Below are 23,639 nucleotides of genomic sequence, written 5' to 3' on the forward strand. Positions count from 1 at the left end.
CAGGCACCAACAACCAAGGCACGGTTGACTGTGCTCCACGCGCAAGACCATGGACCACTTCTGCGAAAGGCAGCCCACAGCGCAAATGAAAGCTTTGTCTGCATCACGAACAGAATGGGCGCCAACGTCGTCCCTGGATTATTGAACCCGGCCGAGGTCGCAGGAGGTCGACTGAAGGACGTCCGGATTTATTATTCACGACAATCCGGTCCAACGAAGCGCAAGCACATGGCCGCTCACCGTAAAAGGCTGGAGGGAACCGTAGATGTCATATCTGCGCGCGAACCACAGGTTCATGCTAAGGTTTCTCATATGGGACTCCAACGACGTGGTCGTCAGTACGATGAATTGGGGGTCCCAATCCGGGTCTGAAGACGATCCGCTGGATGAGGTGGGGCTGTACCTGGAGGCACCCGGCATCGCGACCTACTTGCTGGGACTTTTCGACGAAAACCTGAAGAAGGTTCTGGATGGGGTTGAGCCCGTCGGTAGCGGAGAACTCCCCCAGAGAATGGGAATGGGTGACTTTAACTGCGTAGCCGATGACGCGTCGTGGACGATCCAGCCTACCCTCGGATATTCCGGTCACAGTCGCGGTTGCGCCTTCGATGTGTGCAATTGTTCAAACGCATATTGGGCCCTGATTAACCACTTCGGGCTAACTGTGGTTTCGCGAAGTCGTTCAAGTCGGGAAGTCATGATACCAGCACCCTCCTTTAGCTCACATCCTTTCGTCGTTGTCAGTACAGGGCTCGATTTTCAGACCTTGGTTGAACACGGCTACCGAGCCCCAATTGCTTTTCGCACGAAAGATCACCTTCGCAACTGGGCAAAAGACCACCAGCTCACGGAGCTCTCAACGCGCTTCAAAAGAGCGAAGGATTTTGAGAGGGAGCGGGTTCTGGTTTTACGAGGACAGGTTCAAACACCAGCTGGTTATTTGAGCTATTCTCAAATTTGGGCTCACATTGACTTTCACAGCTATCGTGCGGCGTGTCAGCGCTATGTCGAAATGACTTACGGCACAGGAGTGAACTTGTCGAAGCACGATGTCGACCACGCTGTGTCCAGCAAACACCTTCGGAAGTATTGGCCACAGGCTTGGGTAAATGTCCTCTACGCGGAGAGCGGGATCAATCGCTCAATTGGAGCGCTGATGGAGAAATCACTTCCGCCCCCTCCAGGTGACGAAATTTTATTCAATCTTGAGTGTCTTCTAAAACTTTTTTATAAAAAGTCGCGTGAAAAAATGACGCTTGGCGATGTCAGGAAATATTATCGATCAGCTTGTAGCGCATTCATTGTTGAAGCCGATGTTGGAGACGACGCAACATTGCTCAACGCAATCCTCGCGAGGACTGTCCTAAATACTATCGCTAGTGAATATGTCTGCGGTTTCGCAGCCTTTGATGACGTCTTCGTTGTCGCGGTTTAGGAGCTTCCTCTGGTGCCATCTGAGGACTGATCATGGTGGTATTTACCGGTGCGAAGCGGAAAAACAAAGAACCTCTCAGTCGATCAGCTAGTCAACGCTGGGGTCGCCGCTGACCGCCTCGTCCGGCGTGCGGCCGGAATCGCAAAGCGTCGAGCGACGAGTAGTTGGATGAGAAGGCCGCAGCCGCTTTGTCCGGTCTGGCGCCCGATGAGCCGTCAATCCGGACGATGGAGCGGACGGGCATCCATTGCCGGACGAAGGGCCGTCGTCCGGCAGGTGCTCAAAAAGCCACCCCTCGCCGCATGCCGCCTGAACGCCGTCCTCAAGTCCAAATAAGACCATCTTAATGCCGCCGGTAAAGCACCCGAGGTCGCCATCACAGTTATTAGGCGAGCCATGCCTTCGCTTCTACGTCGTTCAGCCGGGGGGCATGATCAGGGTGAGCATGATCGCAGCGCGATCTGCGCCGTGGTCGGAACCGGCGAAGAGCTAGACTTTTCTTTCCCAAGCTGCCCCTCGTAGCGCTCTTTCCGTGACCTCGTTCGACATGCAGATCCTCCCGTCGTCGACATAGCGCACAAAGTTTGCCTAAGTGGCTGGTTCTTCTTGCGGCTTGAACGCGATGGCAATCGTGGGCGCCTGGGGGTTCACGCAATGGGCGGACCAGTTACCAAACAATCCTTTCCTCGCCGTTGGATGGTGGGTTACGTGCGCGACGGCAGCTATTCTCGGCTCCTTGGCCATTGCGGTGTTACTAACGCTGTCCCATAAAGTCCATTGAGCGGACGTTGCCTGTCTGGAGGAACTGACGACAGCATTGCTGGGGATTGAGGAAGCATGGAAATCTACTGCCGCGGGACGGCTCGGATCAGACATAGCGCGACTGGCGAAATCCACGAGATCGAAAGCGACGAGCTTGATTGGGACGCCGTTGGGGGCGATGAGCGACAGATGGGATCGGAAATCCACTATGAGGCCGTCATCGATCACCCGGAGCTAGGGGAGCTGACTTGGGGTCTAACCCACATGCCGATATACGAATGCTTCTGCGGCTGGGTCGGGGTGTGAGATTGAAAGGGCATCGTGTCCTCTGCCTTAATGATAGGGGGCACCGCATTCAGGCATGTGGCGGTGGGGATGATGATGGCGGCAGTGATCAGCAAGATATTGCTCATGGGCCCCCTCCCTGCCTATCGCCGTCGCAGGACTTACTTCGGGGCAGTTTGCATGGCTTCGCTCCTCGAAAAGCTGTTGGAGCGCTTGGGAGGCAGCGATCGCTTTTGGGAATCCCGCCGGCACGGTCACGACTTAAATGATTTCCTTAAGTTCGTCCTCTGACACGCCGATGTTGAGCGCATAGCCGGCATGAACCCTCATGAACGCTGTTTCACCAATGGCAGCGAAGGCCGCTACCGCGGCAAGTTGGCGTGTCCAAGGTCACCCAAAGGGCCGGGTGGGTGCACTCCACCCTCCAATAGAATTTGATATCGGTTGCATCCAGGTTCGCCAACGTGGTGAACTCGACGAAGAGGTTGGTAATGTTTTGATACTATGAGACTTCGCGTCACAACCATGCATGATCGTGCATATCCGGGGGCGTGGCACGTCATTCAAATCTTAGCAACAGATTTTAGGGTCGAGAAATAGCGCATGAGTGAAAGACGAACTTCATCTTCAGCCATCAAGCGACTTTTCGCCCTAAGTGGCGGTAGGTGCGCGTTCCCAGGTTGTCACACCGACCTGATGCCGGATTCGGGTGGCACGATTGCTGAAGTTGCGCATATCGAAGCCCACTCCCCTGGCGGGCCGCGTTTCAATCCCGCTCAAGAGTCCGAAGATCGGCAAAGTCTCGACAATCTCCTTCTCCTTTGCCCCAGCCATCATGCACTAATTGACCGCGACACGTCGACGTACACCGCGGCCGTTCTCAAAGGTATGAAGATTCAGCACGAGGCTTACATTCACCAGCGCATCGCCGGTTCATTTCCGCTAAACCACCTCGAACCCATAGCGGCGACCCAACTCGCGAGGCAAGTCGATGCATCGGCTGCAGACTTTGCAATCGTGACCGCCCTACCTCAGGAACTTGCAGCCGTACTTGAGTACTTTCCCACTCTTCAGAAAGTGATTATCGGCGAGTCGCGGACTTACTATCAAGGCATTGTTGTCGCTCATGACGGAACGACGAAATATCGCGTTGTTGTGGCCCTTCTTCAGAGAATGGGCAATGTCCAAGCCGCCGCGGAGACTGCAGAGCTAATTCGGCATTGGATGCCAAGATATGTCGTTATGTGCGGAATCGCAGGCGGTTTGCACCCCGGTAAACAGCGCCTCGGCGATGTCGTCATCAGCACAGACGTTGTATATTACGAACTTGGGAAGGTCCGAGAAAACGGACTCGAGCGTAGACCGGTCTCCTACATGTCTGACCCCCTGCTAATCGACAGGGCTATGCACATGCACTTGGGAAGCGCTTGGCGAGCCCGACTGCCGCAGAGACCTGACAACTGTGCCTCGAGTGCGACGGTGCCTGCAGTCCACTTTGCGCCAGTCGCATCGGGTGATAAAGTCATAGCATCAGAGGCCGACGTAAAAAGCCTCATTTTGCTTCATCCCAAGCTTGCCGCCGTTGAAATGGAGGGTGGAGGTGTCGCAGCCAGCGCTATGGCAGCCGCTCGCCGAATCGGCTTCTTTATGGTGCGCTCGATTTGCGATTTTGCAGACGACAGCAAAAACGATAACTGGCAAAAATATGCGGCTCATGCGGCTGCGAGCTTCCTCAGCGATTTTCTCTCGACACGGCCTGTCGCACCGACCGAGGGTCCATGGGCACCAAGCACACTCAAGGACGACGGAATCGATCCTAAATGGGTGCGCGAAGTGTTCTTTCCAAAGATGTGCAAAACCATGAATATGGAAGAGCTCTGCAATTTTTGCTTCGTACTACAGGTGGATACCGATGATCTCACAGGTTCGAATAAAACGGCGAAGATAAGAGACCTTCTCCTCCGTGCAGAACGCCGCGGTCGACTTCAGGAGATTGTGAAGGCGTACGAAGAGTTCGTGAAAGAGGAGTGGTAGAACAACGTACCGCTAGCGCGATCTGTGGCCTTCTCGGCCACGGCGGTCAGCCAAAACACACGCTTCTGGCTTTCCGCTGCATCTTCCACGCGGAACTGAGCCGGTAAGGTAGATAAGGCTCAATTCCGCACGGAGACCAACACCTATGGCAAACGACTGCACAGATCGTATAGCCCCTAGTAGCGAAGAATTGGTGGATGGTTACAATCACTGCTTGCGCCTACCTATCACCGGTGATTTTATAGCGCAACAATACTTGTAGGATGTGGAATTGCTGGCGAAGATGGCTGAAACAAACAACAATGGTTTAATGCAATCCTATCTGCAGCAACAACATAAATTACGAGGGATAATCTCACAATTTAAGTCAAAAGAATTCGTTGAACAGAGGCGCTTTTCGCCAAGTTTACGTTTCAGGCAAGCGCTCAACGAACTTTATATAAGCTCGAAGATAAAATTGACTCACAGCCAGTACGCAGGCTTTATCGCTTGGGCTAACGAGATGTTAGCTAGCCAACTCTCTGAATTAGATAGAATTCCTATCCGCTATGACAATTTAAGCGGGGTCATTCCGAAAGAAGCGGTCGACCTAAGTACAGAGCTGCGGTGGATTACTGCGCGGTTGCACGGAGAAAAAGAGAAGATTTCAAGGTTCCTGTTTCTCAAAGAGGCCGTAGAAGGTGCAGCGATCGGAGGAGACTACACAACAGCGCTTAATCTACTTGAAATTATTTTTGATACTTACGGTGCGACCATGTGGTCCGTGCAATTGCGAATTGCACTTGAGCAAGTTGTAGGTGGCTTGGAACAACAGAAAAAGTATGCTGCGCAAGTGCGATCGATCTATAAGCAGGGATTACTTGCATATGTAACCTATCACACGAGCGTTCGAAATGAGGAAAGGACGACAATCTCAAAATACTTTGATGAGATTGAGCGGCGGATCTCAAACCACGCATACTACGATGACGCTACTCAGACCTATATGCGTTATCGGCTAAAAAACGAACTTCCTGCTACTGATGCCGGTATCGCTGACGTTTTACGAACTGAGCAGAGTCATGGCATTATTGACATTTACGAAACATTCATCGCGGTGCTACAAGAACTCGTAAAGTGGGAAGGACGCGACGAGCTTCATCAGATTCTGATTGAGTGCGTAAGTAATCTAGGTGTTTCAGATTATCGGCTACAAAAAATTCAGTCAATTTTTGTTCCCCAGGACATCAACACCCTTCTACCTCGCAGCCAAAAAATTTCTGATTTTCTTTTTTCGGGATCAGGTGTGCAAGCCTTTAGGGCAGCCCGGAAGAGCTTACCAAGCGATCCTTGGCAGGTAATATATGCAGGTTTCGCGCATGCCAGTTCACAACGCCCTCCCCGTAGTTCACTGAACCCAAAGACCTTGCACAGGTGGCTTGCTGCTGCCTTAGCTGCATCAGAGCAATCAAATGATTATGCCGCACAAGCAGCAAAGCTATGCATTAATTTTCGAGGGCTCTCTTTCATGGTTGGCGTCGGCGAGTACTTAGCACAACTCCGCCGCGACAAGCCTGACAGTGCCTGGAAACATTGGGTGATAGGTTTGAATAGCCCAACTCATGGTATTGAGGATCTTGTAAATCCAAAGATTACCGGATTGGCTGCGTTTCCCGAAACTCCTACTAAAAAATTCTGGTCCATTTGCCTAACTGGTCAGAGTGCTATTGAACTCGACAGCCCGAGTTTAGTCCTTGGCCGATCACTCTATCAGCTGGCGCATGCCAATCCTGAAAGCGCCTGTGAAATATTGGCTGGCGTAGAAGATCCGCCACTTGCTATTCGCGCGCTATGTCAACTTGCCCGCCTCCACGCGCTGCATGCATTTGGTTTTCGACATAAGAAGATCGAGCTTATCGCGTCTGAAAGTGTTAAAAATTTATCTTGCTTCAACTTATTCCCAGTTGCCGAAAGCCTTCGTGACTGCGCTTGGGAGGATTTCAAATCCGTTGAATCTCCATTAGCCGCTCCGATCGCGCTTCACTTGCTTTGGTCTCGAACTGAGGAGAGCCAAACGGCATCGCAATTGCGGTTCGCCACGGGTCTGGCACTTCGTAAGCTCGGAGTGAACAGACCCAGTGCGCTCCTAGATCGCGCCGATCTACTTGATGATCGAGAGCTTGTGTACTTTTTAAAACATGTATGTGTTCCAGAAATACTTGATGTCACCAGGTTGTTTTCAAGCTCGAAGGAAGTTTTAGAGGAACGACGCAACATCTTCTTAGCGCTTAGTGATCTACGGCCCGAAAGCGCTGACGACTACACAGCTGAAGCGATGTTGATCTCGCATAATCTGATGGTTGATGAAGGTCGTTGGATAGTTGATCGAACCAGAATACATGTTGAGGATGAAGCATTCGTTCGGTGGGCGTCACGTGAACTACAAGAAGATTACGAGCGATATCGCGACCTCGAGCCGGTTAGTGTTGACGCCCCGCAAACGTTCGATGACGTCCTGCGGGAGTTGGACGGGGCCGCGTTGAGCCGACATTCATTCTCGCCGGACAACGAAGCAGACGCAGTTTTGATGAGCGTCATCCGCCGCGCAGGGGATGAATTCCTGACAAATGCAACTTTTGGGCTCGATTTCTACCTAGCAAAAAATGTTAGACATCATTCATTTATCGGATTGATAAGGGGACCACTCGAAGTCAGTGGGCTGATAACTACTCGAGAGACTGAAACCAGCGAGTATCATCCTAACAGGTATTGGTTAGAGTCATTTAAAACGTTAGAGACTGCAGACCGCACACGGATGGAGCTGGCTTTTCGAAATTTTTCCGCTCACTTCGATGACATTTTGCTCGACGCGAAAGATAGATTTTTCCATGTGAGGACAGCGGAGTATCCTTCAGGAATGCTCGCCATTCCTTACAGTGATGCACTTTATTCCGTTGTAAGGGTTTGGCTCACCCTTGACCTCGACATCACCACGTTTTTCCGTTTCCTAATTACTGTTTTTTGGATATCGCTGGAGCAATCACTTCAAGCTGTCAGACAGCTAATCTCTGTTGTTCTGAAAGGCGCTCTCGTTGCAGAGTTCGATAAATTGCGCTCTTCTGTTAAAGAAATAGCAGAGTTTGACCCTGGATTTCTCGAATTTGACGCAGAAGCTGGAAAAAGATCTGCCGAAGTTCAAGGAAAGCTTGATGAGGCCTCGCAGTGGTTTGTGCACACTGGAGCCTTGGCTAGTCAGCACCTTTTTACACTCGAGCAAATACTGGAAGTTGGTCTCGAGGCGACCCTTACTACTCAAAGGGGATACTCGCCGCGTATTAACAAGTCAACAACCGGAAGTCTGTCCCTGGACGCCGCAAACTTAGTTTTTGTCCATGACGTCCTGTTCGTCGGACTAGGTAATACCAAGAAGCACTCTGGCTTGCCCTCACCTAAAATAGATATAGCAGCAAAGTGGAGCGATGAGGCTCACACGCTGTCGATTGAGATTATTAGTGATTGTAAAGCGAGCGTGCGGCCAGAGAAAGCGAAGCGAGCCGCGGAGGTCCGACAGATGGTCTCCGGCGGAACTTACTCACGTCAAACTCGAAAGGACGATGGAAGTGGATTTGCGAAACTCGCGGCAATTGTAACTCAGTCAGACCGGGGCAGGATCGAATTTGGTTTTGGGAATGATGGACGCTTCCGCCTAGAGGTAACTTACGCCGTGGTGTTACAAACAAAAGATAGCGCGAATGGTTAAGAAACCAACAATTTTGCTTGTTGAGGATGAGGCTCCAAAACGTGATCACATTGTGAGACTTCTCCATGAACTTAATCCTCAACTCGCTATCGTAACGGCACGATCAGTTAACTCGGCTCTAGATGTGGTGGAAACAACTGAAGTCGACTTAATGCTTCTCGATATGTCCCTTCCAACCTTCGATGCTGGTGACCGTGAAAGCGGTGGAAGGCCGCAAGGCTTTGGAGGCGCCGAGATTTTGAGAATGATGCAGATGGCGGAGCTATCGTGTCCTGTAGTTATCATTACGGGTTATGAGGGTTTTGCAAAAGACGGAGGCCTGACAGTTGATCTCGACCAACTACGGCGTGAGTGGATAGCCGAGTTCGAAGGGATTGTCAGCTCTGTGTTGCATTACAACTCAACCTACGATGAATGGAAGACAACGCTTTCTAGCACACTTCAGAAACTCGGCCTGAGAGAGGACTAGATATGCAGATCCTAATCGTCGATGACCAGCCTAAGCGCTACGATATTTTTATCGCGGAACTTAAAGCAATGGGTATAGATCGTGGCTCAGTGGATATTGTAACTTCGTGCAATGACGCAAGAGCTCGATTGATGGGTCAAGAATATGACTTACTACTGTTAGATATCCTGGTTCCCCTTCATCCGGAAGATTCGGAAAATCCTCAAAACGCCATTGATCTTCTTTTTGAGATTCGACAAAACGACTTAACGTCTAAAGCCCCATATATTCTTGGTATTACAGCGGATAGAGCCGCTGCGGGATCAGCTCTTGCACAATTTGAAGACTGGTGTTGGACAGTCTTAAATTACTCTCGCTCCACCGACGAATGGATGCATCGCGCCCTCAACTGCGTGACATTCATTCGTGGACGAGGCAAAAAGCCAGAGAATTCTAACCTCGGAACGGAGGTCGTCATTATATGTGCTTTGGAAGACCCTGAACTCTCGGAAGTACTGAAACTTCCGTGGAATTGGCAGACATCTCGTCCGCTAGACGACACCATATTCATTCACGATGGAAAATTCGTGGTTGACGACAAGAGCTACAATGTATGTGCCGTATGTCTTCCCCGTATGGGCATGGTGGCGAGCGCTATAGCGGCAAACACACTAATTAGTACTCTAAGACCAAAACTTATCGCTATGACAGGCATCTGCGCTGGGGTGCGCGGAAAAGTGAAGTTGGGAGACGTTCTTTTTGCAGATCCTGCATGGGATTTCCAAAGCGGTAAGTGGGACGGCGAGACAGGGCGCTTTTTGTTTCGACCTCACCATATTCCAGCTCCGGCGAAAGTTCGGAACCATATTCTGCAGCTTCGGGGAGACAGTTCTGCACTTGAGGCAATCAGGCTCGAGTTTGAAGGTACGAAACCGGACACGAGCCGGATAGTGCTCGGTCCGCTTGCTTCTGGGTCCGCAGTGCTATCCGATGGAAGAATTATTCAAGGCGTCAAAGGACAGCATCAAGAATTAATTGGAGTTGAGATGGAAATTTATGGAATCTATGCGGCCGCCCACGCCGCTTCCTCACCACAACCAACCTTTCTTGCAGTCAAAGGTGTCTGTGATTTCGCTGATCCAGATAAGGCTGATGGTTATCAACGGTATGCAGCTTACTCAAGTGCACAAGTTCTCCGTCTGTTGTTAGAGCGTTACGGAAATCGTTTGATTTGAGTGTACTTGTTTCAATACTGCGTAGCTGGATAATTTTCCCTTTCGAATCGCGTGCAGAGTCCATACAGCGCACTGAGTTTCAAAGAAATGGGTGTCATCAAGCGTGCAATGCGCCAGCACGCGAGTGACGAGATTGGAGAATCCTCTTCGCCTGTTTCATACTTTGTTGAAACAACACCAACACATTGGGAATGTTCTGACTATGTATCGCAAGGATAAAACGATCCAAGCCGACGTGTTTACCACGGCAAGCGCTTATTATTCTACTGTTCGCCAAGGCTATCGAGAGAAAGCAGATCACAACAAGCTGGAGTCTCAACTTTGCTTCTCCGTTATCATCGCCTCTACGTTGACTGCACCACTTTTCGTTACGCTTGGGACAGGAGACCTTTGGGCGAAAGGCGTTCCGTCAGCATTATCAGTTTTGGCGGGTGGACTGACCAGCTGGCTCCAACTTCGAAAGCCACAGCGTCTTTGGATGATTTATCGCCGAGCTCAACGCGAACTCGAGGAGCACAAAGCCAATTTCGATTTTCGCGATGGCGAGTTTGCCGATTGCGCTGATGCAGACCAGTTACTCGCCAGGAAAGTCACAAGCGTTAGTCGGTGGGTACATGACGCATGGGAAGGGCTGGTCCCAGAACAAGAATCTTTGGCTAACTCTAAAAGCTTTGAGAATAGCAAATCTGAATGAGCCTCTGCGAACTCAGATCATACAAACAGAGCACGTTCAAAGAGTCAGACGACGGTGGAGGCAGCCATTGACAACCTATATGGTGATTGACGGGAACGAAGAGTAAGACGAAGTCTTCCAGCAGCGGCACAATTCGGCCAAGCTAAGGCTTCTGTACTGTTGATTTCCACTGAGAGCTGACCCGGCGTTTCCACCGAGAATTGACCCGCCTTTAGGTATCGTTCGCGTTGTTGGTCGGGGTCAAGCTCCTGCGTTTCTCCTTTGATGTTTTGGGCTGATGGGCCGAGCTGTTCTTGAAGCGGAAGCTGTCGTTTCCGGTTTCGAGGATGTGGCAGTGGTGGGTGAGCCTGTCGAGCAGCGCGGTGGTCATCTTTGCGTCGCCGAAGACGCTCGCCCATTCACTGAAGCTGAGGTTGGTGGTGATGATGACGCTGGTGCGCTCGTACAGCCTGCTCAGCAGATGGAAGAGCAGCGCCCCTCCAGAGGCGCTGAATGGCAGGTATCCCAGCTCGTCGAGAATGACGAGATCGGAGTGAACGAGCCGATTGGCGATCTGTCCCGACTTGCCTTGCGCCTTCTCTTGCTCAAGCGCGTTGACCAGTTCGACCGTCGAGAAGAACCTCACTCGCTTGTGGTGATGCTCAATGGCCTGAATGCCGAGCGCGGTGGCAATGTGCGTCTTGCCCGTGCCAGGTCCGCCGACCAGGACGATATTGTTGGCGTCATCGAGGAAGTCACAGCGATGGAGTTGCTGCACGAGAGCCTCGTTGATCTCGCTGCTGGTAAAGTCGAAGCCGTTCAGATCACGGTAGGCCGGAAAGCGTGCTGTCTTGAGTTGATAGGCCGTTGATCGAACCTCGCGCTCCGCCGTCTCTGCCTTGAGAAGCTGCGACAGGATCGGAAGGGCAGCCTCGAACGCGGGTGACCCCTGCTCAGTAAGCTCTCCGACTGCCTGGGCCATGCCATGCATCTTCAACTGCCGCAGCATGATGACGATCGCGCCGCTTGCTGGATTATGACGCATGGCGAGCCTCCGTCTTTCTCAAGGTATCGTATCGTTCAACATTGGCCTTGGGTTCATTGGTGAGCGTCAGTGCCTGAGGGGCATCGAGGGTCGGCGGCGTGAAGGATTTACCGTCAACGAGCCGATGCAGCAGGTTCAGCACATGCGTCTTGGTCGGAACGCCAGACTTCAGCGCCATGTCGACGGCCGACAGCACGGCTTGTTCGTCGTGCTGAAGGACGAGGGCCAGGATATCGACCATCTCTCGATCGCCACCCGGCTTCTTGAGCAGGTATTGCTGCAAGGTCCGGAATGCATCGGGGAGCTCAATGAACGGTGCGCCGTTGCGAAGAGCACCGGGCTTACGCTGCACCACCGCTAGATAGTGACGCCAGTCATAGATGGTCTGTCCTGGACGATCATGGGAACGATCGATGACGCGACGGTGCTCGCAGACGATCTGGCCTTCTGCGGCAACCACGATCCGATCCGGATAGACCCGGAGGCTCACCGGTCGATTGGCGAAGGATGCCGGAACGCTGTAGCGATTACGCTCCAGATGCACGAGGCAGGTAGGCGTGACCCGTTTCGTATATTCGACGAACCCGTCGAACGGCCTGGAGAGCGGCATGAGAGCCGGAACTTCCTCTGCCCAGATGTCGGCAATAGTGCCACGCAACTGACCGTGGGGTGTCTTGGCCCAGAACTCCTTGCAACGCTCCTCGAGCCAATCGTTCAGGGCCTCGAGTGATGGAAAGCGCGGGATCGGCTGAAAGAAGCGATGACGTGCATCCTGCACGTTCTTCTCGACCTGTCCCTTCTCCCAGCCGGAAGCCGGATTGCAGAACTCGGGTTCGAACACATAATGGCTGGCCATCGCCATGAAGCGGACGTTGACGTCGCGCTCTTTGCCACGACCGACCTTGTCGATCGCCGTGCGCATGTTGTCGTAGATGCCGCGACCAGGAATGCCACCGAAGACACGGAAGGCATGGTTGTGGGCATCGAACAGCATCTCGTGCGTCTGCAGGAGGTATGCCCGGACGATGAAGGCCCTGGAGTAGCTCAGCTTCGTGTGGGCGATCTGCAGCTTGGTGCGCTCATTGCCGATGATCGCCCAGTCCTCCGACCAGTCGAACTGGAAGGCCTCGCCTGGTTCGAACGCCAGGGGCACAAAAGTCCCGCGGCCCGTCGTCTGCAATTCCCTCTGACGATCATCGCGCCATTCCCGCGCAAATGCCGCCACACGATTGTAGGACCCCTCATAGCCGAGGCTGACAAGATCAGCGTGTAGCTGCTTCATCGTCCGCTTCTGCTTGCGGCCTTTCTTCGACTCCGTCTTCAGCCAGGCCGATAGCCGATCTGCGAACGGATCAAGTTTGCTCGGCCTCTCCGGCACGTTGAACTTCGGCTCTACGCCGCCGGCTCGCAGATATTTGCGGATGGTATTCCGGGATAAGCCAGTCCTGCGGCAAATCTCCCGGATCGATAAATGCTCTCTAAAATGCCAGCGTCGGATCACGCTCAGTAACGCCATGTCGATCACTCCAGGGCCCCCGCTGAAAACATGCGAGGGACGGTTGAAACATGGGTCAATTCTCAATGGAAATATCAGGCTGCGCCGGGTCAGCTCTCAGTGGAAATCAACACTTCTGTACCTCTCGGCTCCTTTACAATCGTCCGTAAGATCGAAGTCAGAATTCGGCCATCTTGAACAGCCGGCCAGCTTGCCCGCTATCGTCCAGTCGGAGGACTATCTCGTCATCTGCGAAGGCAACGAGCTTACCCTTGGAATCGCGCGGTAGATCAGACGCGATGACTGTCATGATATACTGAAGCTTTCGGTGGCTGACCTGCTCACGGACAAGCTCGAGGAAGGCAAGCTTCTTTCGATCGTCGAGAGCTTCAAACATTCCATCGTGATACACGAAATGAAAGAACGGAATGTCCTCGTAAACGCGCAGGAGCGCTAGGTCGAACAGGGCGCAGATCAACTTCTTATAGCTGGTACCCTCACCTTGGCTGGAGGCAACGCCTTTTTGCCCGGCAAGACCCAGGCTGATCTTGTAGTCAAGATTGTTGTTAGAATTGATGTGAAAGAAGAAAATGCCTTCGTGGTTAAGCACTTTTTGACAGTATTCGTTGAAAATCCTGGCGAAGCGTTCATAGATCACCGTCGGCTTTTCAAGCATAGCCTTGATCTCGTCTACGACCCGGCCACGGTCACGCTCTGCCTCGCGGACCTGCCTTGCGGTTTCCGCCACAGCCTCAAGCTTTTTGCGTTGCTCGCCAAGATATACAAGCTGCGCCTTCTGGTGCGTGACGTCCTTCTGCAAAGCCTTGAACTTTTCGAAGGTGTCCGTCGAGCGAAGAACCTTCAGACGCTCAACTCGCCGAGCATCAAGCAACGTCTTTTGACCTTCGGCCGCCGATAACGCGACCTCAAGCTCCTTGCGGCGCTTACGCAAAGCGGCATTTCGCTCTTGGGTGACCTTCTTCTTAAATTCCACGAGCTCGCCATACTGCTTTTTGAGCTGCGTCGGAAAATGAAGTTTTGCTTCATCGAAGATCGATTGAACTTCGCCCAGGTCGAACTTGTCCTTATGGCTGAGAGAGGTGTCGATCTGGCCAATATCGTATCGTGCATCGTAGATCTGCTGATTGAGCGAGGCGATCTCTTCCTCAATGGTGTCGACGAGCTCGCGCATGATCCGACGTTCTTCATCGTCGAAGCGGAACGCGTCGAGCTGCCCCTCCAAATCCTCAACATGCTGATGGAGGATGCCGAGTTCCGCCGTCAGTTTGGGAAGGTCCTCTTCTTTGAACTGGACCTCAGACTGCTGTTCAGACTGCTTTTCCTGGAGTTTTGCAATGCGTTCGTCCAGCTCGTATTTTCGGGTGATCGGATTCTGATTGAAGCCAAAAAGATGAGCGACAAACGGTTTCCAATGAAGATCACGCCCGGCTTGGAACTTCTGCAGCTGCAGTTCATCACTCCAGTCGCCCTGAGAGCGCAGGAAGTAGGTGATTGCCTTTCTGTAGTCGTAAGGTTGAAGAGCACGCAGATCGAGCCATGCGTCGAGAAGCTTGATCGCTTCATCGATCGGCAAATCTGGATGATCCCAGACATCGTCGGCAGCACCATCAAAATTTTGATCGGGATCTTCATGAAGGGAAAGGGCGACGCGTGTGGGTGCAGCAACGCTACGTTTAATCGTGGCATACCCACCACCATTCAAGGCAATCTCGAGATAAAAGACAAAATCGGCGAAACGGTCCCGATGTTTGTAGAGAAAGCTGTCCTGCGACCATCCCTTCAACATAAGGAAATCAATCAGCTGCAGGAGCGTCGTCTTACCGAGATTATGCGAATCTTTCTTTCGATCCTTAGGATGCTTGACCTCGCCGAGCACGATATTGAGCCGATCGGCATTGGCTCCATGATTGAACCCGATCGGTGAAAGAATATCAGGAAGGTTCGAGTAAAGGCGACTGATTTGCATTGTCAGTCAGCCTTGTATTCGAGAGTGTCGTTCTTGATGTGGTACTCTGCCTTGCCCAGCAAAAACAGCAGGTCGAGAGCGGGGAGGAAGGAAAGTTCGCCGTCCGGGCCAACCCGCCGGATGACAACACCGCGCAGCTTCTCGAACTCGCAAACGCCACGCTTTTGCAGCTCCTTTAGGACAAGCGAGAACACGCGTAGCAGCGAAGTATCAAGGTTCAGGTGCTTCTTAGGCGTCAGCATGGACGACATCTTCGTTTTCCTCCAGCTGCTTGATCCCGATATCGCAATTGAAATACATATAGTGCAGCAGGATCGAAATCAGGCGTCGCTTGCCCTTCAAAACGTCCCGTTTCTGCTGAATTTGCTCATACATGAACAGGAAGATGTCATCGAACGCTCCGAACTGGGCGCGCTTTGCGATGATCTTCTGCTTCAACTCGTCGGCGGCGTCGTGATACAGCGCTGCGAACTCGTCATTCCTCGGATTTTGGAGGAATTGGGCCACTCGCTCGAAATGCGGCATGGATTGTGCGACGATGACTTGGCTATAATACTCGTCCGAAACCCCGTTGAGCTTGTTTTTAAACGGCATTTTCAACTTCTCAAAGTCGAATGCACTCTCAAAGGCGCTTTGCCCGTCATCCGTGGTGTAGGAATGGAGTGCGCCGATTACCTCAGCCAGATCGTCTGGATTGAAGCGAAAGGGCGAAGGATCGAGCAGATTCGGCAGTGTTTCGCGAATATCAGGATAATCGTCGAGTGCTAGATGAAGGCGCTCGACCCCAATGATGTGGGCGGAAGTTACACCAAGCGCCTTGAGATCTTTCATATATTTCTCATCCGCGCCGCCCGTATATTTTCGGTTGGCGAAAACGAGGTAGTGATCGCAGATGCCCTCGCCATTGAGGCGCTTGACCTTCTCGTGTTCCTTCGCAAGCAGCCCTGCGAAATCGAGATCGGAGCAGGATTTGTTTGGCGCAGCAACATGCTTGGCCTGCAAGACGAAATGCCCAGACAGCGGTGAAGCAGTGCTTGGAAAGCTGTTGGCGGTCCCGTGGAACTTTCCGTCACGGCCGCCGTCCCGTCCCCGGGCAAAGGGTGTTATACCCTCGCCGAGCCAACGCACGCAAATGCGGACGACGAGTCTTTCGAACTCGTCCTCATTTAGCTCGTGCAGTCTGTAATCGCGAGGCAGCATAGGACCAGTTTTGCAAACAAAAGTTGAACATAACTCTAACGTTTTTGGACTACCCGAGCGCAATTGCGTTTGCAACGCCCGAGGTCCCACATTTGATGGGATTCGGACGTACAAAACGGGCTGGCCCACTAGATCACTCCCCATGCCCGAAACCTCCCCCCCCCGTCATCTCACGCAAGCCCGACTCCTCGACGATCCGCAGCGCCGCCCGCGGCGTGACGCCAAGGTCCTTGGCAATCATCCCGGCCGACACCAATGGTTTTGCCATCACCAGTTTGATCAGCTCTGGTAGTTTTGACGACGTCCGTTTTCCCGCCAGTTTGCGCTCCATCATGATTTTCGCCAAACCGGTCGTGCTCCTTCAGCCCAAGCGCTGCGGCCGCCAGCAAACCATGAGCAATGGACAGCAGTCGCGTTTCCCGGTCGCGATGCCGACGCCGATCCACGGGAATGGTTTTCAGGCCAAGATTGATGGCGGCGAGATGGGAGCCGCTGGTGATGCCGGCTTCCCGAAGGATCGACGCAGACAACAGGCGGCCGAGCCAGGACGCGTGCTGCAGCACGGACAGTTCGTTCCAGGCATCGAGGGCGACGATGGCCTGCAGTATCGCCGGCAGGGTTTCGGCCTGGCGCAACACGCCGCGCCATTCGTCGAGCCGGGCATCCTCGTCCCAATCGAGATCGTAAACCAACGCATCTTTTTCGGCAGCACGGTTATCGCCGGCACGCCTGGGACGCCTCGCGTGCTCTATCGCCGCCTCCGATCGGGCCAGCAGCGCATCGATAGCGGCATAGTCGACGCCGGGGAGATTCTCCGCCTGATCACCATCATCCCCCTCCCCTTCCTCATCGATCGGGACCGCGGGCCGCATGACGCTGGCGGTTCTTGCCGCCTCATCGCCGGTTGAGGCGTTCTCCGATGTCTGCCGGAGCGTGCGAATGCCTTCCGGCGATAGTGCCCAGTCGGGCGACTGTCCGGAAATCCGTCGACGGGTGCGCAGCACGTCGCGGGCGATTGTCAGCTCATGGGTGGGTGTGCGGATATCGCGGGTCGCATCGTGAAGGACGAGGTCTTCGAGATGGACGAGTTCGCCGTCAATCCAGAGGGAAGCACAGGCGTCGGCGAAGTTTTGGCGTTCGATCCAGCCGGCGCCGACCGGTGAACGGGCGATCCGCTCGTCCAAACGCGTCAGAGCAGTTCCCGCGTCGAAAGCCGGCCGCATCAGGGCTGACATGCTAATTTTTGCAAGATCGTAAGCCATTGAAATCATGGTAAATGATTTTCTATAGGAACTCTATAGGAATATCGCAGTTCATCACATGGTATGGTTGTGGGTTGTTGGTATAACCATCGTTAATTACTCCTTATCGATGGTAGATACTATATATAAAACCTACAGGAAATTTAATATATAATTATATAGCTCTTGAATATATTAAGTTCTAATGGATATCCATCACCATAAATACTATATCAAACAGTGAGCGCTCGGTTAAGGTCGCTATGCTCGAAGGCGCTGGCCATTCGGGTGATTTCGCTGCCGCGCGCACCGACGGCCTTGGCTGTATCGCGCCAGGTCGCGGTGACGGTCGCTACGTCTCTGATGATGCCGCGGGCCTGAGCTAGGGTGAGTGCGAAATACTCCGATGCAGCCTCCAGAAGATCGAGTGAGCAGGTACTCTCATCAAGATCTATATTGGTGCTCAATACCCGCGCCTTGACGTCGGTCGGAACGGGATTGAGATCGTAGGCCGGTGACAACGACCACCCCGCCTTGCCCGACCATAAAAAACCGTGATTACGCAGGTGATCATCGACATTGGAGATTAGCACATTGAAGACCACGCGCCGATAGAGAGCGTGCGCGTCTTCCTTGCCCCGCGCGCCGTGCTCAGCAATAGCATCTACAATTTCCGGATAGCTGCCGCGCTCCCCGTCCCTGGCACCCATCATCGCCATCGCTGATAGAAACGGAATGCGGATGGCACCGTTGCGGTCGAAGCGTCGAGACAACATGACGGCTTTGCCCGCGACCTCGACGAGCTGATGTTGCGGCGTTGCAATACCGGCTTTCTCAGCCAGCCTGAGTGCGACCTCCTCCCAGGTCTCGATGCTGTATTCGTCGGTTTCCTTCGGGAACTTGGCTATGGACAGATGGCCATGTTGATCGACGACAGAGGCTTTCGGTCGGGCACCACCGAGCGAGGATCCGGGTGCAAAAATGAGCTGAAGGTCTTCGTCGGTCTCCTCATCGCGCAGGATGCGTTCGGTGATCTGCACAAGCCGGCCGAGTTCGATTATGGCCGGGACCCCGGTCTGGATGGGCGCCTGAAACACCTCATCTCCGACCCAGCGGAACCGGAGTGCGCCAAGCCGGGTCTCGTCTGCGACACCTAGCAGGTAGTCGCTCTCGGAAAGGGTGCGGACGGCCCGCCCCTCACGCTCTGCGCTACGACGTTCGGCACGTTGCATCAACCGCCGACCCCACGTATCCGGAGCCGAGTCGCCGATGGACCCGAAGGTCGCAAACCCTGCCGGTGGCGCGAAGGCACCACGGGTCAGCGAAAGCGCAGGTTCGAGCGAAAAACGATCAGCGTCTTTCAGCCAAGCGTCATCATACTCGAACATGATTGTTTCTGAGCCTCGAATGCGATTGCTTCTTGCCAGCCCAACGCGCCGCGTACATGCGGCGAGATCGATAAGAACTTCAAAATCAGCCATCGGAAGAAGATCCTGATACGCGCTTTAAACGGACACGCTTTGGCAGATCAGCACTGGCAAGCGCTTGCCCGACACTGTCGTTACCAATATCAGCAACCTTGCTCAGCCCCTCGAGCAGTCCCAAAGCCTGAAGGACCCCGGCATAGATACCGATGCTGACATTCGAATCGCCCGCCTCGATCTTTTGTAACGTCGAGCGAGAGGTAAAGGCTCGCTCTGCCACAACAGCCATCGGCAACTTACGGCGTCGGCGCGCGTCGTGAATGTCCGCGCCGAGCTTTCGCAAAGAACGCCGTACAGCTGCAGACGGCTGATGAGGAGTGGGCATTTGTCACCTTCGTACGGCAATACATTGCTTTATGTAGCACGAAGATGACAAAGTAGCTAGCATAAGTCGATGAAGCATATTGTTTAGCAACGCCTCTTGTACGGCTGGAGCGATAACGGGGTTCATGGCTCTTCACTCATGCGTTGTTTTGCGCCTCCCGAATGCTGCGGCGCCATCCGCTGAGCTGTCGGTCCCTAATAGGTTCATTGCTTCTCAAGCATGATCAGCGCGCTCTCGATCGCAGCCCCGGAGGCCGTATTGTCGAAAATGCACCAACTGTTTGGGGCGAGCAAGTTCGAAAACGCTTCTATCTCGTCTTCCGTGTAACTTGAATAATAGATCTTTGGCTTACCGTGTAGACGGACATAACGCGGAGGCTCGGCGAAATCGTCCGCCGGCCAAACCGTGGCGGGGTCTGCAAGAACCCTGTCGATTGCGTATGTCTTTAGCAGATCTTTTGCTTCGACCGATGCCCAGCTTTTATGCCGCACCTCTATAACGATCTGCCCCGGATCGGCCTCCCGCATCACCTGCAATGTTCGATCCAGTTGCTCTGGGTCGAACGCTAACGACGGTAGCAACTGACAAAGCATCGGGCCGCCTTTGTGACCAAGAGGAGCGATGTCTTCAAGGAAGGTGGCGAGCGGTTCCTCAATATCCTTCGTTGCTCGGGTATGCGTGATGTCCTTGGGGATCTTGACCGAGAACTTAAAATTGTCGGGCACGGCCTCAGCCCACAGCGCAAAGGTGGAGGATTTATGCCATCGGTAGAATTTCGAATTAATTTCTACGCCACTGAACACGGACGCATATCTGGCCAACCCACTTCCCTCTGCGGCAAAGCGAGCGCCCACCATTTTCGGGATAGACCAGGCTGCAGTTGCTATGACTGGCATATTCGATCTCTCCATCCCGCGGTCGCACTTTGTCGGCATTGGAGGATCAAAAAGCGGCAACTGAGTTCCGCACTCGGCTTCAAAAGCACACCGAACCAAGACGCGGAAGGAACGTTTAGAGAACAAATTCAGGAGAACGTTATGACTGATAATCCTAAAACCGACACCACGTCCAACACCCAAAAGGATCCGGACGACTGGGTAAGCGGCGATGAGCCAGTGACCGGCGCGCAGGGGTCCTATCTCAAGACCCTGTCGGAACAGGCACCCAAGCCTGACACCTACGCCGAGGACCTGACAAAGGCGGAAGCATCAAAGCGTATCGATGAAATCAAGCAATCGCTCAATCTGGAATGAGGCACGGTCGCGCCACCGAACCAAGCTGTTAAACGCCGTTGGCATCACTCCATAAGGCTCTCATCTGCTTCCGCGATTTGAGATGCCGCACTTTCGCTTTGTATGGCGTATCTGCTGAGCAATCCCGCGTCCTCCAGCGCTTCGATGTTTGGGAGATCACGCAACGTCTCCATATCGAAGGCTGACAGGAAGTACTTCGTCGTCACGTAGGTGTAGGGCGCACCGGGCGTCGGACTGCGTGGTCCGGAACCTATGAGGCCCGCGCCCCGAAGACTGCCGATGGTATCGCGGCTTACTTCCTTGCCAAAAATCTTACTGAGCTCTCCACGGGTGATTGGCTGGAAGTATCCCACAGCCATCAACACCATCGCATCGAACTCTGACAGCACCGCCGCTCCTCCCCGCGTCGGTGCATAAGACGCCCGGATCGTTTCGGCAAAGCGTGGCCGCGTGCGATGCTGCCATCCTCCAGCGACCGACACCAATTCATAGGGACGATCTAACAATTCCTCGACGAGATCGTCGATCAGCAGATCAATGCTGCAGTCCCTACCGACTACCCGCGCCAGCGTCTCGCGGGAAACCGGCTCGGCCGAGGCAAAGATCACCGCCTCGACCCGCATCATCCATTCCCGCCAGCGCAGTTCTGGCGGTAGATCTTCCAGCTCGCGATCGTACAGAATATCCTGTCGATCTTGCGCTGGACGACGGCCTGATTTCGGTGAGCTCGCTTCCATGGTCACAGGCCATAAATCCGAAACGATGATCGGCCCGACAGCTCACGCACCGCCTCAAAACTCTCGAGGCGCTCGAACAGTCGGGTTGCCGCCCATCGCGACAGATTGCCTCCGAGTGCCGAGATCGACACGGAATCTTCCGTCAGCAATCTACGAATGACGGGCTCGGCCCCCTTCGTACGCAATTTCGGCGCGACAGTGAGCAACCGTGCGGCCCGTCGGTCGACCTCGGCGGCAGATCGCAGGGCTGTGTCAGCGCCACTCACCAGCGCCAGGCAAATTGCCTTCTGGTACGCCGGCTCGCCGGGATGGACGCGGCCTCTGCCACCAATCGAGCGGAATGCTGGACCGTAGCGTTCCGGCAACAGCAAAGGTACGGGTTTCAGCCAACTCAGCTTATGCGCGAGCACAGCCTCACCCAGCACTAGCCCCAGCACCTCTGCATCCGGGCGAACAGCAGAGATCGCCGATATAAGGTCCGCCACAGCAAAGGGTGCCGCTCGCCCGGACTGGATGGCGGTATCGGTCAAATCCGGGATCGCCGCAAGGCCATCGTCCCACCGAAGTGCTAACAGGTCAGCGATTTGCTTGACGAAAGAGGTGTTGATGGCCCCGGACCGGCGCGCCAGCTTTCGTGTGGCGAGAAACAGCCTTCCAGCGGGGCCTGGATCGTCTCCCGCAGAGGTCAACAAGACGGCGTCGCGAAGCGCGTCTTCCTCTTCGCTTCGGCCGAGCATTTTGGCAGCGACAGCGGCGGACTTGAGTGCATGGCGATCGCGCCAGCAGTCGAGCCATGGCGGGGATAAGCGGATGAGATCATCGAGTGATTTCAGAGCGATACCGGCAGAGAAGGCTACATCTGAGTCGGTCAGATCCTGTCCGCGTGCCACGACCCAACGCGGCAGGCGGGGCGACCATGTTGAGGCGGGTTCTGTGATGATAGGTAACGAGTCCATGCCGAGGAGAGTAAACCAAGAGAGCGGTTTAATCCAGCCATATCGGATAAAACCGCACAGCATGTCGGCGTATTATTATGTCCGATAATCTTGCATTATCGGACATAATGCTCATTATAGAGAAATGGCCCAAATCATCGAGCAAAACAACGAAATTCACGTCGAGGAGACCTCAGCGCCATCTCTCAGCATGGCGCCCGGGTTTGATGTTTCCGCGCCGGAGGTGTCTGGCGATAGCCCCCTCCCCTCTCTCGTCGGCGAGGATCAGACGCCAGCTCATCTCGCAGGTCTTGCTGATCGCGCCCGGGGTTATGTCGAAGCCGCCAGTTCCGCCAATACCCGCAAGGCTTATGCATCGGACTGGAAGCATTTTGCGGCCTGGTGTCGGCGGTCCAATCTGGCTCCGCTCCCGCCACACCCGCAAACCGTTGGGCTCTATATTACCGCCTGCGCCTCCGGTACGGCTGAACGGGGTGCAAAAGCGAACTCAGTCTCGACCATCGAACGCCGCCTCTCCTCGCTCTCTTGGAACTATGCCCAGCGTGGCCTCTCGCTCGATCGCAAAGACCGGCATATCGCCACCGTGATGGCCGGCATTCGCAATAGCCACGCCAAGCCACCGGTCCAGAAGGAAGCGGTCATGGCTGAAGATATCATCGCTATGGTCGAGACGCTCGATCGCGGTTCGCTGCGCGGCCTGCGCGACCGCGCCATGTTGCTGGTCGGCTTTGCCGGTGGTCTTCGTCGCTCCGAGCTCGTTGGCCTTGATCTGAAGGCAGACCAGACCGAAGATGGGCGCGGCTGGATCGAAATCCTCGACAAGGGAATGCTCGTCACCTTGCGCGGCAAAGCCGGATGGCGAGAGGTTGAGGTGGGTCGCGGCTCGTCTGATACGACCTGCCCGGTCGCCGCGATCGAGATGTGGATCAAGTTCGCCAAGCTTGCGCACGGTCCCCTCTTCCGTCGCGTGACGGGACAAGGCAAAGCAGTTGGGCCAGAACGGCTGAATGACAAGGAAGTGGCTCGGCTAGTGAAGCGGGCCGCGATGGCGGCCGGCGTTCGCGGTGATCTCAGCGAGATCGAGCGTGCGTTTAAGTTCTCCGGTCACTCCCTTCGTGCTGGCCTCGCTTCTTCTGCCGAAGTCGATGAGCGGTACGTCCAGAAGCAACTGGGGCACGCGTCCGCAGAGATGACCCGCCGATATCAGAGACGACGTGATCGCTTCCGCGTGAATTTGACCAAGGCATCAGGGCTTTAGCCGGCCCCCTCCCTCCCCCGCATGAGGTCGTAAGCGGAAATTTTTGG

19 protein-coding genes and 3 pseudogenes are annotated in these 23,639 nt (G+C 54.2%); 9 read left to right on the forward strand and 13 right to left on the reverse strand.

Features of this window, described 5'->3' with window-relative positions; translation table 11 throughout:
* Nucleotides 1–265 precede the first annotated feature (265 nt).
* Complete coding sequence (locus EKM04_RS01335; RefSeq protein WP_234900485.1) at nucleotides 266–1,435, forward strand: phospholipase D-like domain-containing protein; 1,170 nt, start codon at nucleotides 266–268, stop codon at nucleotides 1,433–1,435.
* Between the two features lie 388 nt (nucleotides 1,436–1,823).
* On the opposite strand, the pseudogene EKM04_RS01340 reads toward EKM04_RS01335, so the two are convergent.
* Nucleotides 1,824–2,023 (reverse strand): annotated as a pseudogene (locus EKM04_RS01340) (IS66 family transposase); the annotation flags it as partial.
* Nucleotides 2,024–2,272: 249 nt separating this feature from the next.
* Here EKM04_RS01340 and EKM04_RS01345 point away from each other — a divergent pair.
* Entirely contained in the window at nucleotides 2,273–2,503 is a 231-nt protein-coding gene (locus tag EKM04_RS01345; protein WP_035258433.1) for a hypothetical protein, read from the forward strand.
* Nucleotides 2,504–2,668: 165 nt separating this feature from the next.
* On the opposite strand, the pseudogene EKM04_RS01350 reads toward EKM04_RS01345, so the two are convergent.
* Nucleotides 2,669–2,866: pseudogene (locus EKM04_RS01350) on the reverse strand (carboxymuconolactone decarboxylase family protein); the annotation flags it as partial.
* A gap of 219 nt (nucleotides 2,867–3,085) precedes the next feature.
* Between EKM04_RS01350 and EKM04_RS01355 the strand changes: the two are divergent.
* From EKM04_RS01355 to EKM04_RS01375, 5 genes are all read left to right on the forward strand, one after another.
* Nucleotides 3,086–4,516 carry a phosphorylase family protein gene (locus EKM04_RS01355; protein WP_012478047.1) on the forward strand — a complete coding sequence of 477 codons (1,431 nt, stop codon included), beginning with the start codon at nucleotides 3,086–3,088 and terminating at the stop codon, nucleotides 4,514–4,516.
* A 271-nt stretch (nucleotides 4,517–4,787) separates the two neighbouring features.
* Entirely contained in the window at nucleotides 4,788–8,255 is a 3,468-nt protein-coding gene (locus tag EKM04_RS01360) for a hypothetical protein (protein ID WP_172691042.1), read from the forward strand.
* A complete protein-coding gene (locus EKM04_RS01365; RefSeq protein WP_012478045.1) occupies nucleotides 8,248–8,724 on the forward strand; it encodes a response regulator in 477 nt (158 codons plus the stop codon). The genes EKM04_RS01360 and EKM04_RS01365 overlap by 8 nt, the downstream gene beginning before the upstream one ends.
* Before the next feature lie 2 nt (nucleotides 8,725–8,726).
* Complete coding sequence (locus EKM04_RS01370) at nucleotides 8,727–9,938, forward strand: 5'-methylthioadenosine/S-adenosylhomocysteine nucleosidase family protein (protein ID WP_012478044.1); 1,212 nt, start codon at nucleotides 8,727–8,729, stop codon at nucleotides 9,936–9,938.
* Between the two features lie 202 nt (nucleotides 9,939–10,140).
* On the forward strand, nucleotides 10,141–10,632 hold the full coding sequence (locus tag EKM04_RS01375; RefSeq protein ID WP_012478043.1) for a DUF4231 domain-containing protein: 492 nt from the start codon (nucleotides 10,141–10,143) through the stop codon (nucleotides 10,630–10,632).
* A 211-nt stretch (nucleotides 10,633–10,843) separates the two neighbouring features.
* On the opposite strand, the gene istB is transcribed toward EKM04_RS01375, so the two are convergent.
* The 9 genes and pseudogenes from istB to EKM04_RS01420 form a co-directional block, all read right to left on the reverse strand.
* Nucleotides 10,844–11,656: an IS21-like element helper ATPase IstB gene (gene istB / locus EKM04_RS01380; RefSeq protein WP_173994891.1), complete on the reverse strand. Its 813-nt coding sequence runs from the start codon at nucleotides 11,654–11,656 to the stop codon at nucleotides 10,844–10,846.
* Nucleotides 11,646–13,172, reverse strand: coding sequence for an IS21 family transposase (istA, locus tag EKM04_RS01385; protein WP_173994890.1), 1,527 nt, complete (start codon nucleotides 13,170–13,172; stop codon nucleotides 11,646–11,648). The genes istB and istA overlap by 11 nt, the downstream gene beginning before the upstream one ends.
* A gap of 157 nt (nucleotides 13,173–13,329) precedes the next feature.
* Nucleotides 13,330–15,138 (reverse strand): DUF2326 domain-containing protein, encoded by a 1,809-nt coding sequence (locus EKM04_RS01390; protein ID WP_012478042.1) that lies wholly within the window; start codon nucleotides 15,136–15,138, stop codon nucleotides 13,330–13,332.
* A gap of 2 nt (nucleotides 15,139–15,140) precedes the next feature.
* Entirely contained in the window at nucleotides 15,141–15,389 is a 249-nt protein-coding gene (locus EKM04_RS01395) for an ABC-three component system middle component 8 (RefSeq protein WP_012478041.1), read from the reverse strand.
* The gene (locus tag EKM04_RS01400) at nucleotides 15,367–16,467 is read right to left on the reverse strand and encodes an ABC-three component system protein (RefSeq protein WP_141682837.1); all 1,101 of its coding nucleotides are present in this window, start codon (nucleotides 16,465–16,467) and stop codon (nucleotides 15,367–15,369) included. The genes EKM04_RS01395 and EKM04_RS01400 overlap by 23 nt, the downstream gene beginning before the upstream one ends.
* Nucleotides 16,467–17,609: pseudogene (locus tag EKM04_RS01405) on the reverse strand (RHE_PE00001 family protein). Before EKM04_RS01405 ends, EKM04_RS01400 begins: the two are co-directional and overlap by 1 nt.
* 203 nt (nucleotides 17,610–17,812) lie before the next feature.
* Nucleotides 17,813–19,060: a type II toxin-antitoxin system HipA family toxin gene (locus EKM04_RS01410; RefSeq protein ID WP_012478038.1), complete on the reverse strand. Its 1,248-nt coding sequence runs from the start codon at nucleotides 19,058–19,060 to the stop codon at nucleotides 17,813–17,815.
* Nucleotides 19,053–19,388, reverse strand: coding sequence for a helix-turn-helix domain-containing protein (locus EKM04_RS01415; RefSeq protein WP_012478037.1), 336 nt, complete (start codon nucleotides 19,386–19,388; stop codon nucleotides 19,053–19,055). Before EKM04_RS01415 ends, EKM04_RS01410 begins: the two co-directional genes overlap by 8 nt.
* Before the next feature lie 203 nt (nucleotides 19,389–19,591).
* Nucleotides 19,592–20,284 carry a DUF72 domain-containing protein gene (locus EKM04_RS01420; RefSeq protein WP_012478036.1) on the reverse strand — a complete coding sequence of 231 codons (693 nt, stop codon included), beginning with the start codon at nucleotides 20,282–20,284 and terminating at the stop codon, nucleotides 19,592–19,594.
* Nucleotides 20,285–20,425: 141 nt separating this feature from the next.
* Here EKM04_RS01420 and EKM04_RS01425 point away from each other — a divergent pair, with 141 nt between their 5' ends.
* The gene (locus tag EKM04_RS01425) at nucleotides 20,426–20,641 is read left to right on the forward strand and encodes a DUF3072 domain-containing protein (protein ID WP_035258441.1); all 216 of its coding nucleotides are present in this window, start codon (nucleotides 20,426–20,428) and stop codon (nucleotides 20,639–20,641) included.
* A gap of 44 nt (nucleotides 20,642–20,685) precedes the next feature.
* Here the strand turns inward: EKM04_RS01425 and scpB are convergent, their stop codons facing one another.
* Both scpB and EKM04_RS01435 read right to left on the reverse strand, forming a co-directional pair.
* Nucleotides 20,686–21,378, reverse strand: a complete 693-nt coding sequence (gene scpB / locus EKM04_RS01430) for an SMC-Scp complex subunit ScpB (RefSeq protein WP_012478035.1) — start codon at nucleotides 21,376–21,378, stop codon at nucleotides 20,686–20,688.
* Nucleotides 21,379–21,380: 2 nt separating this feature from the next.
* On the reverse strand, nucleotides 21,381–22,334 hold the full coding sequence (locus EKM04_RS01435) for a DUF1403 family protein (protein ID WP_065657626.1): 954 nt from the start codon (nucleotides 22,332–22,334) through the stop codon (nucleotides 21,381–21,383).
* Nucleotides 22,335–22,458: 124 nt separating this feature from the next.
* Between EKM04_RS01435 and EKM04_RS01440 the strand changes: the two genes are divergently transcribed.
* Complete coding sequence (locus EKM04_RS01440) at nucleotides 22,459–23,592, forward strand: site-specific integrase (protein WP_012478033.1); 1,134 nt, start codon at nucleotides 22,459–22,461, stop codon at nucleotides 23,590–23,592.
* The last annotated feature ends 47 nt before the right edge of the window (nucleotides 23,593–23,639 follow it).

The organism is Rhizobium skierniewicense Ch11, assembly GCF_023757665.1.
Classification (GTDB): Bacteria; Pseudomonadota; Alphaproteobacteria; order Rhizobiales; family Rhizobiaceae; genus Agrobacterium; species Agrobacterium skierniewicense.